General features: G+C 61.3%; 13 protein-coding genes and 1 pseudogene. 5 read left to right on the top strand and 9 right to left on the bottom strand.

Features of this window, described 5'->3' with window-relative positions; translation table 11 throughout:
* The first annotated feature begins 162 nt into the window (after nucleotides 1–162).
* From ACO59D_RS11455 to dpaL, 3 genes and pseudogenes are all read left to right on the top strand, one after another.
* Nucleotides 163–1,319 (top strand): annotated as a pseudogene (locus ACO59D_RS11455) (2-hydroxyacyl-CoA dehydratase).
* 637 nt (nucleotides 1,320–1,956) lie between these two features.
* A complete protein-coding gene (locus ACO59D_RS11450) occupies nucleotides 1,957–3,357 on the top strand; it encodes a uracil-xanthine permease family protein (RefSeq protein WP_130812799.1) in 1,401 nt (466 codons plus the stop codon).
* 223 nt (nucleotides 3,358–3,580) lie between these two features.
* Nucleotides 3,581–4,807 (top strand): diaminopropionate ammonia-lyase, encoded by a 1,227-nt coding sequence (gene dpaL / locus ACO59D_RS11445; RefSeq protein ID WP_485127091.1) that lies wholly within the window; start codon nucleotides 3,581–3,583, stop codon nucleotides 4,805–4,807.
* Nucleotides 4,808–4,823: 16 nt separating this feature from the next.
* Here the strand turns inward: dpaL and ACO59D_RS11440 are convergent, their stop codons facing one another.
* Nucleotides 4,824–5,006 (bottom strand): hypothetical protein, encoded by a 183-nt coding sequence (locus tag ACO59D_RS11440; RefSeq protein ID WP_485127090.1) that lies wholly within the window; start codon nucleotides 5,004–5,006, stop codon nucleotides 4,824–4,826.
* A gap of 247 nt (nucleotides 5,007–5,253) precedes the next feature.
* Between ACO59D_RS11440 and ACO59D_RS11435 the strand changes: the two genes are divergently transcribed.
* Complete coding sequence (locus ACO59D_RS11435; protein WP_485127089.1) at nucleotides 5,254–5,376, top strand: hypothetical protein; 123 nt, start codon at nucleotides 5,254–5,256, stop codon at nucleotides 5,374–5,376.
* A 75-nt stretch (nucleotides 5,377–5,451) separates the two neighbouring features.
* On the opposite strand, the gene ACO59D_RS11430 is transcribed toward ACO59D_RS11435, so the two are convergent.
* On the bottom strand, nucleotides 5,452–6,180 hold the full coding sequence (locus ACO59D_RS11430) for an N-acetylmannosamine-6-phosphate 2-epimerase (protein WP_485127088.1): 729 nt from the start codon (nucleotides 6,178–6,180) through the stop codon (nucleotides 5,452–5,454).
* A complete protein-coding gene (locus tag ACO59D_RS11425) occupies nucleotides 6,180–7,124 on the bottom strand; it encodes a PTS system mannose/fructose/sorbose family transporter subunit IID (protein WP_485127087.1) in 945 nt (314 codons plus the stop codon). The genes ACO59D_RS11430 and ACO59D_RS11425 overlap by 1 nt, the downstream gene beginning before the upstream one ends.
* 1 nt (nucleotide 7,125) lies before the next feature.
* On the opposite strand from ACO59D_RS11425, the gene ACO59D_RS11420 reads away from it, so the two are divergent.
* Nucleotides 7,126–7,632 carry a hypothetical protein gene (locus ACO59D_RS11420; protein WP_485127086.1) on the top strand — a complete coding sequence of 169 codons (507 nt, stop codon included), beginning with the start codon at nucleotides 7,126–7,128 and terminating at the stop codon, nucleotides 7,630–7,632.
* 81 nt (nucleotides 7,633–7,713) lie between these two features.
* On the opposite strand, the gene xdhC is transcribed toward ACO59D_RS11420, so the two are convergent.
* The 6 genes from xdhC to ACO59D_RS11390 all read right to left on the bottom strand — a co-directional run.
* Entirely contained in the window at nucleotides 7,714–8,226 is a 513-nt protein-coding gene (gene xdhC, locus ACO59D_RS11415; RefSeq protein ID WP_130812794.1) for a xanthine dehydrogenase subunit XdhC, read from the bottom strand.
* Nucleotides 8,226–9,107 carry a xanthine dehydrogenase subunit XdhB gene (gene xdhB, locus ACO59D_RS11410; RefSeq protein WP_485127085.1) on the bottom strand — a complete coding sequence of 294 codons (882 nt, stop codon included), beginning with the start codon at nucleotides 9,105–9,107 and terminating at the stop codon, nucleotides 8,226–8,228. The genes xdhC and xdhB overlap by 1 nt, the downstream gene beginning before the upstream one ends.
* Nucleotides 9,107–11,449 (bottom strand): xanthine dehydrogenase subunit XdhA, encoded by a 2,343-nt coding sequence (gene xdhA, locus ACO59D_RS11405; protein WP_485127084.1) that lies wholly within the window; start codon nucleotides 11,447–11,449, stop codon nucleotides 9,107–9,109. The genes xdhB and xdhA overlap by 1 nt, the downstream gene beginning before the upstream one ends.
* Nucleotides 11,450–11,680: 231 nt before the next feature.
* On the bottom strand, nucleotides 11,681–12,964 hold the full coding sequence (locus tag ACO59D_RS11400) for an amidohydrolase family protein (protein ID WP_485127083.1): 1,284 nt from the start codon (nucleotides 12,962–12,964) through the stop codon (nucleotides 11,681–11,683).
* A gap of 112 nt (nucleotides 12,965–13,076) precedes the next feature.
* Entirely contained in the window at nucleotides 13,077–14,459 is a 1,383-nt protein-coding gene (locus ACO59D_RS11395) for an NCS2 family permease (RefSeq protein WP_130812790.1), read from the bottom strand.
* 789 nt (nucleotides 14,460–15,248) lie between these two features.
* Nucleotides 15,249–15,909: BMP family lipoprotein (locus ACO59D_RS11390; RefSeq protein ID WP_485127082.1), on the bottom strand; the 661-nt coding region annotated here is incomplete at its 5' end.

Here is a 15,909-nt window from a genome sequence, read left to right as displayed (position 1 = left end):
GTCGGTCGAACAAATCAGTCTCTAGGTCTTGACTTCATATAGCTGGTCTCCGTTCTTGGGACCACGTCCCCGCAGCCCGCCGCCGTGGACGCACCCGGGCGGGGGAGTTGAAAACAGAAGGGGCACTCCCGCAGGGTCTTCCCGGACGTGAGGACGTCGGCCATGCGTGGGCACAGGAGAGGAGTCGCCACGGCAAACGAGTACGATTACCATAAGATGTGGGGCGACCTGGGTATGGGCGTCGAGGCACACGATGGCCTCCTTGGGGTCGTGGGCGAGATGCACCAGATCATGTACCTTACGCAGGAGAACAGGCCCGCATCCACGTCCTACCTCGATGGCGTTGCTGCCAACCTGCACTCTGGACGCATTCGTGAGATGGTGGGCGGCCGTGGCGAGGGAGCTTTCAAGAAGATCATAGAAAGCTTCTATCTCTGCGTGTCCGAGGAGGTCGTAACTGCGGCAGGAGCTGTCGAGGTGGGCCTCTGCGCTAGCGCCGAGTGGGCACCCGAAAAAGCCGAGCGCTACGTGCCGCACAACACCTGCCCGCTCATCAAGGGCTTCATGGGCTTCAAGATCGGTCGAGTTTGCCCCTACATCGAAAGCGCCGACCTCGTGGTAGGCGAGAGCACCTGCGACGGTAAGAAGAAGGCGTACGAGCAATTTGGAAAGCTCAAGCCCATGTACATCATGGACGTCCCGCACGTGCGCAACGATGACACCAAGCTCCAGTGGCGGCATGAGGTCCATACACTTGCGGCAAGGATTGAGGAGGAGATCGGCCAAAGATTGTAGAGGAGAACCTGCGCGCTGCCATCAGACCTGCTAATGACAGGCGTCAGGCCCTGCAGCGCCTCTCTGCTACCCGCGTGGCAGACCCGGTGTCCATCTCCGGCCTCGACTTCCTCCTCATCGTGCAGGCCGCCTTCATGGATGACTCCGCACGTCTGACCGATGCCATCAACAAAGATGGCCGACGAGTGCGAGAGGCGTGTGGCCGAGGGCGTTGGCGCTGCTCCAAGGGTGCCAAGCGCATTTTCTACACAGGCACGCCGATGGCAGTGCCCAACTGGAAGCTCTTCAACATCATCGGGAAGGCTGGCGGTGTGGTGGTTGGCGAGGAATGCTGTATCGGTAGCCGCTACTACAAGGACCTAGTGCCCGAGGGCGGTGCTACTGTGGACGAGATGCTCGACAACATTGCCGACCGCTACCTCAACATCCAATGCGCCGTCTTCACGCCCAACCAGGGCCGTCCCGCGTGGCGGGGACGGATGGGTTTCGGGGCAAGACCGTTCGCCAGAGCCCTTCGTCACTGACCGTGCAACAAGAAAGCTCCAAACTGCACACAGAATTGAGGTTTTGAAGACTGCATTGAAGCAAGGAAGCCCTCCGAACGGCCCTTGGTGGCCTGGACCGACCGGCAACGTTCGGCTGAAACGACAAAACCCCAGTTGGTCGATGTGACTTTGCATGTCGCGGCCGGTCGGACGCAGCATTGCGGTCGGCCGAGGAAGAACATAACCTTCTTATCCTCAATTCTGCGTGTAATTTCGCCCGAACTTGTTGCACGAACCTCTCCGGGTGATGGCCATGCGGCCTATGCGCGCGGGCTTCCGAGCAACGGCGCCACCGATATGCCCTCGCTTGGCGGATTTTGGTGCTCGTGCATATGCACGATGGCGTTTCCCTGCCAGGTGGCAGTCTCAAAAGGCAACCGTCGTACGTGAGCGACCGAGTCCCGTGCCCTGCAAGTGGCCGCGTTCGCGCGTTGGGTATCGTGACCTCCGCCAGCGCCGTTGACGGCCCATTTGCTACCGTCCGGTGGCTCTCGTCGAATATCTAACAAAAAGTATGACAAACAGACTAATAATTTGACGTGCTAAAACATGCAGAAACGCACTTTGGCACGCACAAACATGCGGCGGGGTACGAGACGCCCAGGGGAGGGCCCACATGGCAGCGCAGGCACAGGCGGAGCGAGATCTGGACGAGTCGCTCTTCAGGCGAGAAGGCATTCCTCCGGTGGGGTCGCTTGTCCCCATGTCGCTCCAGCACGTTTTGGCATCCTTTGCGGGTGTCATCACGCCGGCCATGATGATAGCTACGACCTGCGGCCTAACTCAGGAGCAGGAGACGGCCATCATCCAGGTGGCCCTGATCCTCTCGGCTATCGATACGCTTTTGCAGCAGTTTCCGCTGTTCGGCCGCATTGGTGCGGGTCTTCCTATCCTCACGGGTGTCTCGTTTGCCTTCCTTCCCGCCTTCCAGGCAGTGGGTGCGGAGTTTGGCTTCTCGGTTCTGCTTGGCGCCGAGCTCGTGGGCGGTGTGGTTGCCATCCTCTTTGGCATCTTCTACAGCAAGGTGCGTGCCCTCTTTCCGCCACTGGTTACAGGTACTGTGATCTTCACCATCGGCGTGTCGCTCTATCCCACGGCCATCAAATACATGGCGGGAGGTGCCGGCTCGGCTGACTTTGGCAGCATTGCCAACTGGGTCGTGGGCCTTATCACCTTTGCCATGGTTTTTGCACTCGCCAATTTTGGTGAGGGCGTGCTCAAGCTGGGCTCGATTTTCTTTGGCATCATCATCGGCTGCATCATTGCCATCCCGTTTGGAATGGTGGATGGCTCTGAGGTGCTCAACGCTGGCTGGTTTTCGCTTCCCCAGCTCATGCCGTATGGCATCGAACTCAACCCCGCAGCCTGCATCACGCTCGGCGTGGTGTACATCATGGTGAACGTGCAGCTCATCGGCGACCTCTCCGCGGCCTCCGCAGGCTCCATGGACCGCATGCCTACCGAGCACGAGATTGGCGGTGCCATCAAGGCCCAAGGCTTGGTGAGCATCGCCTCGTCCTTCCTTGGTGGCCTTCCCACCTCGGCCTTTGGCCAGAACGTGGGCATCATCGTGAGCACAAAGGTCATCAACAAGTGGGTCTTTGGTGGCGCGGCGTTCGTGTTTCTCGCCGCAGGCCTGTGCCCCAAGCTCTCGGCGCTTCTGCTCATGATTCCGCAGCCTGTCATTGGTGGTGCTACCATCAGCGTCTTTGGGACCATCACCCTGAATGGCATCCGAATCCTTGTGAAGGATGGCCTCACCCCGCGTGCCTGCACCGTCTTTGGCATCTCGGTGGCCTTTGGCATTGGCATTGCGCAGGTGTCCGGCTCGCTTGCCGGTCCCGGCATGCCCGACTGGGTTTCTACCATCTTTGGCACCTCGGCCATCACGCCGTGCGCGGTCATGGCAATCATCTTGAACGGCGTTTTGCCGCCCGAGGGCAACACGCCTGAGCAGCGCAACCTCAAGCCGCTCCAGAACGGTGGGACAAGCGGTGGCGGGAAGGACGGGCGGTAGCTCCAGCGTCTGCCGGCCCCGCGGCCGTCTTCGCCGTAAAGGCCCACCAAATCGTTCCGTCCAAAGTGCATGAGATACCTTTTGCCGGAGGTGCGACAATACTCCTTGCAATGCGTCCGGGAAGTGGTGTAATTGACGTACTAACAAAAAGTTTGGCAGTAAGACATTTTTTCTTTTCTGATCAAGAGGGCGCCGGGAGGTGGCGCACAGAGAGGGGAGCAGCATGGAGCCGAAGTTCAAGTGGGTCACCAATCGCATGCCCAAAAGCGAGGACAAGAACCTACAGGTCATGAGCTTGGAGAATGTCGCCAAGGCCCGCGCGTTCCACCAGAGCTTCCCGCAGTACTCCGTGACCCCGCTGGCAGACCTTGCCGGCATGGCCAGCCGCCTTGGGCTTGGTGGCCTCTACGTGAAGGACGAGAGCTACCGCTTTGGCCTCAACGCGTTCAAGGTCCTTGGCGGCTCCTTCGCAATGGCGCGCTACATCGCCGAGGAGACTGGCCGCGACGTGGCGGACTGCGACTTTGACTACCTCACGTCCGATCAGCTCGAGCACGACTTCGGCCACGCGACCTTCTTCACGGCAACCGATGGCAACCACGGTCGCGGCGTTGCCTGGGCCGCTCATCGCCTCCACCAGAACGCTGTGGTCCACATGCCCAAGGGCTCCACGAAGACCCGCTTCGACAACATAGCCAAGGAGGGTGCAAAGGTCACGATCGAGGAGCTCAACTACGACGACTGCGTGCGCCTTGCAGCCAAGGAGGCCGAGGAGACCGAGCACGGCGTAATCGTGCAGGACACTGCCTGGGAGGGCTATACCAAGATTCCGTCCTGGATTATGCAGGGCTACGGCACCATGGCCGCCGAGGCGGCGGACCAGCTGCGCCAGCTTGAGGTCAACCGTCCCACCCACGTCTTTATCCAGGCTGGCGTGGGTTCGCTCGCAAGCTCCATGGTGGGTTTCTTCACCAACCTCTTCCCGAGCGACCCGCCCAAGTTCGTGATCATGGAGGCCGGTGCGGCCGACTGCCTCTACCAGGGCGCCGTTGCCGCCGATGGCAACCCTCGCATCGTGGGCGGAGACCTCCAGACCATCATGGCCGGACTTGCCTGCGGCGAGCCCAACACCATTGGCTGGGACATCCTGCGCAACCACGCCGATGCGTTCGTGAGCTGCCCCGATTGGGTCTCCTCCAAGGGCATGCGTATGCTGGCTGTCCCCGTGAAGGGCGATCCTGCGGTGACCTCTGGCGAGTCTGGCGCGGTGGGCATGGGCGTCGTCTCCACCCTCATGACCGACCCCGCCTACGCCGAGCTGCGCGAGGCCCTCGAGCTTGGTCCCGACTCCCAGGTGCTGCTCTTCTCGACCGAGGGCGACACCGATCCGGTGCGCTATCGCCAGATCGTCTGGGACGGCGCGTGGCAGAGCGGGAACGTGGCTGAGTAGGCGCCTGTTCCGTATGCTACGCGGGCTTCGTCTGTACCTCCCGTATCGAAGTGGAGGCGTTGCCGTGATGCGCGTCGAGTACCCCACGGCACGTCTGTGTGCCCTTGCCGAGAAGCACCATGAGTATGGCGACCTTCACGTCGCACTCGCTGGCATCGAGGGCCTCTGCGGCACGTGCCCCGTCGCAGCCCGTGACCATCTCAACAATCCGTCACGCTTGCATAACGAGCTTTTCGTTGGTGGGCTGTACGTCCACCATGAGGTTGCCGTAGACCTTGCCGAGCTTGACCATGACCTCGGTGGAGAGCATATTGAGCAGCATCTTCTATGCTGTTCCCGCCTTCATGTGCGTCAATCCGCAAATGGCTTCAGGTCCGGTCACACATTCGATTGCGTGGTCGGCGTGGGAGGAGAGCTCCGCAGGGCTTGCGCAGGAAACAGATCTGGTGAGAGCACCGACCGCCGTGTGTGAGACGCTCTATCGAGGCATCAACAAGACCCGCGAGCCGTGGCAGCACTGCCACTACGGTATTTGCGACGCCGCAGTCCTGCTCATTGACTGCACGTAGGGCTTCAAGCGCGCTCATCTCGTCGATGTGCGCGCAGTCGGGGTTGACTTGCTCGGTGGGGGAGCATGGCTAGAATCATGCCTTCGGCCGTCGTGCCCGTTGTTCGTCCCTTCTCGCAAGAGCCTCCACATAACGGTTCGTGATGACCTCGGGACGGGTGATAGAGGTGCCCACAACTACCGCGAGTGCTCCGGCATCGAGCATGTCGACAGCATCTTGCTCGCAGCGGACCTTGCCCTCCGCAATCACGGGCGTGTCCGTGATTTGCGTGATCTCACGAACGAGTCTGGTGGCTGTCCGTGTTACGTTGGAACTCTCCACGGTATAGCCGGCGAGTGTGGTCGAAATGAGGTCGAAGCCCATCGGCAGCGCTGCGCGCGCTTCGTCGAGCGTAGAGATTTCACCCATGATGAGAACGTCCGGGTACTCCTTGCGAATGCGGGCGACAATATCGGCAACCTGTTCGTTGCCGGGGCGCCGGCGGGGGGTTGCGTCGAGTGCGATGATGTCGATGCCCACCTCTAAGATTTCGTGCGCTGCCTCCCACGTGGGCGTGATGTAGATGTCGCAGTCGTTGGAGAATTGCTTGTTGATGCCCATGATCGGCAGGTCAACTCGCTCCTTGATTGCGGAGATGTTGTCGGGTCCTGTCGCGCGGATGCCAGCGGCACCTCCCTCCATCGCTGCTCGTGCGAAGGCGGCCATGATCTGTGTGCCGTACATGGGCCAGCCCACCCGTGCCTGGCACGATACAATGAGCTTCCCGGAAAGTGAGGAGAGTAGCCTCTGGCCCTTCTTGGTCATCAGAACAGTCCAATCGCCTTGCCGGCAATACCAAGCACGAAGCTGACGATAATGCAGGCGTACATGCCCTTCTCGTTCTTGCACAGGATGCCGTAATAACCCAGTACAAGTAGCAGTGGCAACAAACTTGGGACGAGTGAGTCGAAGATAGACTGCAGGTTAATCTCGGCGCCCCCGATAGTCCAGGTAGCGGTGATGGAGAGCTTGACGAAACCCACAATCATGGCACCGACGACCATCATGCCCACGATTGTCGCCGCCTCGACGAAGCGGTGGATAACATCGGAGCCTTGCATGCGCTCCACGAGCGTTGTGCCCCACTCGTAGCCGTACTTCACGAAGAGCCAACGCGAGGCCACGTTGAGCGTCACGTTGGGGATGATGAAGATGAACGGGGCGACAGGGTTACCCTCGAGGGCGAGCGATGCGGCGATGGCCGCGAAGACCGTCATGAAGGTCGCCTTGAAAACGGAGTCGCCGATGCTCGAGAGCGGACCCATGAGAGCGGTCTTGGTTGAGGAGATTGCCTCGGAGGTGATGCCCCTGCCAAGCGCCCTCTGCTCCTCTAGGGCGAGCGTCACACCAAGGACCGCATTGCCCGTGTAGGGGTGGCAATTATAGAACTCGTTGGCGCGTCTCATGGCCTCCTTGAACTCTTCGGGATCGGGGTAGAGCTTGCGCAAGGCAGGAATCATGGCGTAGCAGAAGCCAAGCGAGCAGTATCGTTCATAGTTGATGGACGTCATGATGAAGAGCGAGCGTACGCACGTCCTAACCAGCTCGGCCTGGGAGAGGATGTGCGTGGTTTCGGCTGGCACCCCTTCTGTGGCGGAGTCGTCCTCGCTGCCGAAGCCGTCATCGGCGGGACTGGAAGAGACGGCCATCTTCTGGATCGCAAAGACGAGGGCTACGGCAACGATGGAGATGGCGAGTACGGAGGACATCATGCCTGAGACGGTCTCACAGATGCCACGGCCCACCGAGCTCATCCCTGCTGATGAGGCTAGAGCCCTCACGGCACACGCGAAGCCTGGCCGCTCCCAGGCAGAGGCTGACACCCTTGCTGAGAATGCCCTGCGCTGGGCCATGCACAACGCAGAGGGGCAGACCAGCACACGCATCCGCACCTATGCCATGTATGGCAGGACGTCGGTGATGCTCAAGTTTGCCCCGGGCGAGACGGACTGTGCCGGGGCTGGCAATGCGTTCTACAACGACCTCCTCGCCAATAGCAACGTGCTTGTGGCGGATGCGATCTCGTCCATCATCCACGGGCGCGAGCAGGCACTAATCTCTCCGCGGCAGCAGATGCGCCTGCTCAACGAGTACAACGTCAAGCTTGTGGCCTTCCTGCGCCGTCTGCGTCGCACAGGTTACGACGTGAAGGCAGGAGAGGAGCTTGCCGCCGAGGGCATACACGACAACAGCACCATTATCGTGAGCTGGGGGTAGGGCACGGCGACAACCGCCGGCAGCCAAGAACGGGGTCGTCGCAACCGCGACGACCCCGCCCACAACGCAGGTCGAGAACGGCTACGCCTCCACAGGCTTTGAGGCACCCCCACCCACAACGCCATCCATCACGTCCACGGCCTTCTCGACCGCGTTCACGATGTTCTCGTAGCCGGTGCAGCGGCACAGGTGCCCCGAGAGGCACTTGCGAATCTCGTCGCGCGTGTAGGTCCTGCCCGAGCGCTCCATCTCGACCGCACTCATGATGATGCCGGGGATGCAGAAGCCGCACTGGACGGCAAACTCGTCAATAAATGCCTGCTGGACGGGGTCGAGCGTGCCATCTTTTGCCTGGAGGCCCTCCACGGTGAGGATGTCTCTGCCCTGTGCCCAGTCGGTAAGGTACAGGCAGGAGTCTGTGGCCACGCCATCGACAAGGACGGTGCAGGCCCCGCACTCCCCCACCTCGCATCCACGCTTGACGCCCGTGAGATGGAGCCTGTCGCGAAGCGTGTCGAGAAGGGACTCGCGCGGGTCATAGCCAACCTGCACGGGCCTCCCGTTGACGGTGCACTTGAGGATCCTCATGTCCATTAGATATCAGCTCCTCCCCTACGCGCACCCTCGGCAAGCGCACGCTTCGACATCTCCTTGATGAGCTGCAGCCGGAAGTCCTTGGACGCACGCCACGAGTCACGCGGGTTCGTGTCTGCCTGGGCCAGCTCGCCGATCTTCTCGACGGCCTCGGCCACCGGAAGGCCGCGCACGCCATCCTCGGCGCCACGCGCCCGCATGGGCGTGGGGGCCGCAACGCCAAAGGCTAGGCGGATGTCGTCGACAGTGGTCTTATCGGTCGAAAGCTTTACCAGGCAGCAGCAGCCCATCGTGGCGATCTCGAGGGCCCGCCTCTTGCCATACTTGATAAAATGGCCGGTAAAGCCCTCGTAGTGGCTGCGTGGGATGCGGATGCGCACCAGCACCTCGTCACGCTCCCGCACGGAGCGGCCGGGACCCGTGTACCACTCCTCGATGGGGATGGTGCGCTCTCCTCGCACAGAGCGCACGTCGAGAAGCGCGCCGTACGCAAAGAGCGTCGAAGCGGAATCTGCAGAAGTGGCGGCGTTGCACACGTTGCCGCCTATGGTACCCGAGACGCGCAGCTGCGGGCCGCCGGGCGTGTCGCACGCCTCGCCCAGCGTGGGCATGGTTGCCTGGATCACAGGCGAGGTGGTCACGTGGTGGAACCACGTGAGGGGGCCGATCTCTACCGTTCCGTCATCGGCGAGCGTGACGCCGTCGAGCTCGTCAGAAAGGCCATGGATGGAGACCAGGTGGGCGCCCGCAAACTTGCCCTCGCGCACCTTCACGAGCACGTCGGTGCCGCCGGCCACCACAATGGCCTGGGGATCCTTGGCCAAGGCACGACATGCGTCATCCACGCTTGTGGCCTCGTAGAGCGATTCGATGTCATACATCAGATGAGTCCCTCCCTCTTGAAGCCCTCGAAGAGGCGCTGTGGGGTCATGGGCATCTCGTAGAACTTGACGCCCGTCGCGTCGAGGATCGCGTCGCGGATTGCCGGCGCGGGGCTGATGATCGGGGTCTCTCCCACAGCCTTGTTGCCATAGGGGCCCATGGGATCGTATGTCTGGATGTTCTCGGCCTTAAGGTCGGGCACGTCCATGGTGGTCGGAACCTTGTAGTCAAGCAGCGTGGGGTTGCGCACACGACCGGTCCTGGGGTCGACGAGAATCTCCTCGGAGAGGGCAAAGCCTATGCTCTGCACCATGCCGCCGTGAATCTGCTGCTCCACAAGCTTGGGGTTGATGGTCTGGCCGTTGTCCTGCACCGAGATGATCTTGTTGATGGTCACCTGCGCGAGCGGCATGTCAACTGTCACGTCGCAGAACGTGCAGCCGGTAGCGATCGCGTTCTGGTGGATGTTCACCGTCGCACGTGCAGAGAGCTGGTCGTTCTGGTGGATGTTGTAATACGCCTCCAGGGCAAGGTCCTCCAGGCTGCAGAGCTTGTTGTCCCCGCTGTCGTAGATGGCATGGTCACGCAGGTCGAGTTCGCTCTGGGAGTCTGGATAGAGACCCTTCGCGAAGGCCAGAATCTTGGCACGGAGCTTCTGCCCCGCCTCCTTGCAGGCCGTGCCCGAGACAAAGGTCTGACGAGAGGCGTAGGCCCCCGCATCGTAGGGCGTGACATCAGTGTCCTGGAAGCTCACGACATGGATGTCCTCGGTGTCCACGCCAATGGCCTCAGCGGCCATCTGGCTGAACACGGTATCGGCACCCTGGCCAATCTCGGTAGCGCCCATCTGCAGCTGGAACGAGCCGTCTTGGTTGAGCGTGATCTGGGATGTTGCCGTCTCGAGCGCAAACGGCGCCACGGCCGTCTTGTACACGAAGAAGGCGACGCCAACACCATGGCGAATGGGGCCCGTCTCGCCTGCGTACTCTTTCTTCTTCTTATCCCACTCTATGTACTCGCGGCCGCGCTCGACGCAGGCACGCAGGCCATCGGTGCGATAGGAGATCGTGTTGCCAGGGCTGAACTCATCCACGTAGCCAGGGGCAATGGCGTTCTTCAGACGGAACTCGACACCATCCCACCCCATGTCGTAGGCGATGTCCGACATGAGGCATTCAGCGGTCCAGACGCCTTCCGGCACTCCATAGGCACGCATGGCGCCGGTATGCGGGCCGTTGGTGAAGACGGTCCACGCCTCGCAACGGACAGCCTGTTCGCAGGTGTGATAGAGCCACCGGAAGCTGTTGACGGAATTGAGCACGATCGCGTGCCCATGGTGGATGTAGCCGCCGGTGTTCGACCAGCCCTTGATGGAACGGGCATGCAGGCGCATGTCATCGCCTACGCTGCCTTCCACCTCGAAGTCCTTGGGCTGGCGTCCGGAGGTGTCCCAGAAGCACTCCTCGCGCGTAAGCTCGAGCTTGACGCAGCGGCCACCCACCTGGTGGCAGAGCCACGCGTTCAGCGGCTCATAGTGGATGTCCTGCTTCGTGCCAAAGCCGCCGCCGATATAGGGCTTGATCACGCGCACGCGGCCCCAGGGGATGCCAAGCGCCTGTCCAATGATGCGCCGGCAGATGTGGGGAATCTGGGTGGACGAGACGCAGGTGATCTTGTCGTTCTCCTCATAGCAGTACGAGACGCACACCTCGATGTGCGCCTGGCTCTGATCGCCCGTGAAGGTCTTGATGGAGAAGCGATGGTAGGCAGGGTCGTCAAGCGCCTCGTCGAAGGACGCGTAGCCCAGCTTCTCGAGGTCCTCCTTGCTCGTCTCGACAAGCGTGTGCGCCGCGAGGTTGTCCGGCCAGCGGTCCTGCACGGGCGGGTTCGTGCCCTTGAGAGACTCGCGCGCGTCGTAGACAACCGGGTACTCTTCGTACTCCACCTTGATCTTGCGTAGCGCTCGGTCGGCGGTCACGTCGTCCTCGGCAACCACGGCCGCGATATTGTCACCGTAGATGCGCACGCGGTCGTCGAGCAGCCTCCTGTCGGCCTTGTCGCGCTTTTCGGCAGCGGAGTCTGGGTACCAGGGGTGCCCGGCCACGGGATATTTGATGTCTGGCACGTCAAAGCAGGTAAAGACTCCGACGACGCCCGGCACCCTTTTGGCCTCCTCGGTATCGATGGAGACCACGCGTCCATTGCCGATTGTGGAATGAAGGATCTTCGCCACCAGGCAGGGTTTGGGACAGAGGTCATCGGCAAACATCGCACGTCCCGTGACCTTGTCATACGCGTCAACACGCTTGGCGGGACGCCCAACCTCCTTCAGCTGCTCCATGACGTGCCCCCTCTCATAGAAAGATGTAATGCCTCATTACAAAATGTTAGTTCCAATACAGCATGCCGCACGGAGAATGCGGCGAGCGGCCCGGAAAGAACGGATGGGCGCACTCGTTCACCATATCCTTGCATAACCCCTCCAAGCTGGTCATCATTCAGCAAACAGCCAACACTCCCAAAACGACGGACCGCAGGCGTCCGCATGAGACGCCGGCAGCCAGAAGGGCCGCTAGAGCACGCGCACGCCCGCGACGTACTTCTCAACGATGCGCCCACCTTCCTCGGCAAGGTACATGTAGCGTTCAACGCGCTCCGCAGGGTCGCAGTCGAGCGGCGTGCGGATCCCCGAGTCATCGAGCACCAGGGCATCGACCTCAAAGCCGCGCTCGAAGCTGCCCACCTTCCCAAAGAACGAGCCGCCGCCTACCGTGGCGATGTAGAGGGCCTCGGCGGTCGAGAGGGGCTTGAGGTTCTGGTCGACGAGGCGCCAACGCAGCTTGGAGCAGCCGACGAGGTCTGCGACCGCACGGAACATCGAGAGCGTGGCGCCGCCGGCCACGTCCGTTCCGAGACCCACGTGCACACCCTCCACGAGATAGCGCCGAATGGGCGCGATGCCGCTCGAGAGCTGCATGTTGGACTGCGGGCAGGTGGCCACGAAGACGTTGTGGCGCTTGAGGATGGCAACCTCCTCGTCCGTCGAGTAGTTGCAGTGGGCCATCACGACCTTGCCCTCGCCGTCCATCTCACCAAAGTGCTCATAGGTCTGTCCGTAGCAGGACGACCAGGGGCACAGGCCGTGGACCCAATCAATCTCCGAGAGGTTCTCGGAGAGGTGGGACTGCAGCGGCAGGCCACGCTCCTGCTTCAGTTTGCCGAGGCCCCCCATGAGCTCATCGGAGCAGGTGGGCGTGAAGCGCGGCGTGAGGATGGGACGGGTGTTGCCATACCCCTTGGCCTCGACGTCATCCAGCCAGCGCACCGTGTCGGCAAGCGAGGTGGCAGCGTCCTTCTCGCAGAGGTAGTCGGGGCTGTTGCGGTCCATGTTGACCTTGCCCACATACGTCTTGAGGCCCGTGGACTCAAGCTTGTCCATGAGCAGCTCCGTGGGCTCGACGTGCATGGTGCCAAAGACCACGGCGCGCGTCGTCGGCGAGCGCAGAAGGTCGCCGGCAAAGATTCCGTAGGCCTTGTCGGCGTACTCGAGGTTTGCGTACTTGCTCTCCTCTGGGAAGGTGTGGGTGTTGAGCCACTCGAGCAGCTCGAGGTCCATGCCCAGGCCGCGGAAGCCATATTGCGGCGCGTGGACGTGGATGTCGGTCATGCCGGGAATCACGAGCTTTCCGGCGTGATCGATGACCTCGATCCCCTCATACTCGGCGGGAAGCTCCTGGAAGACGCCCTTGGAGACGCCGCCTACCACCACGAGGTAGCCGTCCTTCGCCCACTGAAGGTTTGCCCGGTCGCGCGACCAGACGATGTCACCATGAATCGCGAAGGTTTTCTCAGACATGTAAAGCCCCTTTCCTTTGGGTGGGCGTCCAGGCACCCACACCTATTGTGCCCGTTGCCGGCACGCAGGCGTGTCCATCATGCCAGCAGACGGGCCATACCCAAGCGATGCCCTAAATGAAGAAGTACTTCAGGCAGAACAGGACGAACAGGACCCACATGACAACGCTGATCCTCTTGCGGTTCTCGGCACCCGAGCAGGCATTGATCGCCACGTAGGAGATGATGCCAAGCGAGATGCCCTCGGCGATGGAGTACATGAAGGGCATGGCGACGATGGCCACAAACGCAGGGAGCGCCTCGGTTGCGGTCCCCCAGTCAATCCTCGTGACGGCGCCAAACATCATGAAGCCGACGATGACCAGTGCGGGAGCCGTGGCAAACGACGGGATGGCCAAAAAGATCGGCGAGAGGAACAGCGATAGCAGGAACAGGAGGGCGGTCGTGACACCGGTGAGGCCCGTACGGCCACCCTGGGCAATGCCGGCGGTGCACTCGACAGCCGTGGCAGTGGAGGAGGTACCGATGAGGCCCGCCAGCGTGGTGGCGCAGGACTCGGCAAGCAGGGCGCCCTTGACGTTGGGGAGCTTGCCATTCTCGTCGAGAAGGTCTGCCTTGGAGGCAGCGCCGATTAGCGTGCCGATGGTATCGAAGAGGTTCGTGAAGAGGAACGCGAATACCACCGAGGCAAACCCAACCGTGAAGAAGTTCGAGAAGTCGAGCTTGAAGGCGATGGGCGCAATCGAGGGGACAGAGAGGCCGGTCGAGAAGTCCGGCAGCAGGCTTGCGAAGCCGGCCTCGGGATTGGGCGCATAGATGCCCGTGAGCTGGCAGATGATGCCAAGCCCCCACGTGATGAGAATGCCCAGAAGGATGTTGCCCTTCACACCGTTGCACACGAGGATGGCGGTGATCACGATGCCGACGAGGGCCAGAAGGGCAGAGATGCCGGCCGTGGAGAACGTCCCTGCCTCGATCGAGCCGTGGAACGAGAACATCGAGACGAGCGTGGACTCGTTCGAGATCACGAGGCCAGAGTTCTTGAGGCCAATGATGGTGATGAAGAGGCCCACGCCGACGGTGATCGCGTACTTGAGGTTCACCGGAATCGCATTGAATATCGCCTCTCGTACGTTGGTGAGCGACAGGATCACAAAGATGATGCCCTCGACGAAGATTGCCGTGAGCGCCACCTGCCACGAGTAGCCCATGCCCAGGCAGACCGTGTAGGCGAAGTAGGCGTTGATGCCCATGCCCGGCGCCAGGATGAACGGGTAGTTCGTGAGCGCCGCCATGAGCAGCGTGCCGATGGTCGAGATGAGGACCGTTGCCGTGAAGAGGGCGTCCTGAGGCATGCCCGTAGCCGCGAGGACTGAGGGGTTGACCGCAAGGATGTAGGCAGCGGTGACAAACGTTGTGAGACCGGCGAGAAGCTCGGTCCTCACGTTTGTCCCACGCTCCCTCAGGTGGAAGATCTTGTCCAGCGTCTTCTCCATACAGCGCATCACTCCTTACCTCGGATAACCGACTGCTTGCGCCCGCCGGGAACCGGATGCGGTTCCAGCGGGTGCGCTTTCGCTGATGTGTTGTCTGAAGGTGCCGCGCTCTCAGCGAGCTATTGGAACTCGCCAATGCAGCCATCGTGACTGCCGGCAGGTGCGCGGTTGAACTGACATGCGGGGTGTTTGCTCTCATTGGCAGATGCCGGGAGGGTGGCCCTGGTTTCCATTGGTGATAAGCCCGAAGGCCACGGTGTTCTCATCGGTGAATCTGCCAAAGAGTTTTTTTATCTGCTTATTTGTTTTTTGCTATACGGATGTTATCCCCGTGCTCCCTGGAAGTGGCCCCCAATACAGGCGAACGGTTGAACCCGTATCGCCAACGGTAATTCTTGATTTGAAATTTTATATACCGTTATGCATCTGAACAGCTAACCCTTGTGTGCATTGCATTTACAATGACCTGTTATCACCACTCGGCCGCAGGGCCCGTCCCATGGTGGGATTGCGCCATCGTGCGTACGCAGAATCGCACTTCCCTGACAAGCACCTCTCAGCCAACTGGGCAAACACCGGGGCCTTGTCAGATAACCCCGTTCGTGCGTACGCAGAATCGCGCCTTCTTGCCACAGTCCCGCCTCAGAAGGGCCAATCGGGCAGACAGTCTCACGTGTGCGCACGCACGACAGAGGATTCTCGCCACCTGACCCCTTCTGGGAATTAGGACGACAAAGGCCGCAGTCCCACTGGAACCGCGGCCGTCGGCAGAGGATCTGTGGTGACCACCTACAACGTACCCTTCACCGCATCGATCTCGCCATCGGTGAGGAAGGCATCCGCCTGAATCTTCTCGGAGTACTCCTTTACCCTGTCCTGAACCCCCTGCGAGACCTTGTCGGAGTAGCTCCCCAGATAGACACCACCGTTGTCCATGTTTGCCTCGATGATGGCACCGCTTCCAAACGAACCGGCCTCGATCTCATCCATGGCCTGGCCAAACATCCAGTCCGTGACGGTCGAGGTGATAACGCTGGGATTGTCCGTGCCAACGGAGTCGATAGGCTGCGCAATATCGAAGTGCGTGTCGACGCCTGCCTCCTCGAGCGCCTGGCGGGCACCATTGTCGACGGCGGAGGCGTCACCCCACATGACGTCGACGTTGTTCGAGTTGATCCACTGGTTTGTTATGTTGGTGCCAAACGAGGCATCCGTGAAGCCAGCATCAAAGTTGTAGTGGCCCTCGATCTTGGAACTCACCTTCTGCGCGGCGGCGAGATAGGCCGCGTACTTGGTGAGCGTGGTGGGAAGGCGCATGCCGCCGATGAAGCCGATATGGCCCGTGTTGGACATGAGGCCAGCCACCACACCGGCAAGCGCACCCGTCTGTTTGAGGGCCCTTCGAAACTTCTGGTGGGTAGCATTCCCTCCCCGCATTGAGCGCGTCGCG

It is taken from the genome of Tractidigestivibacter sp. (genome assembly GCF_057241865.1).
Note: the sequence above shows the minus strand (reverse complement) of the source record. Positions and strands in the feature narration are given on the sequence as shown.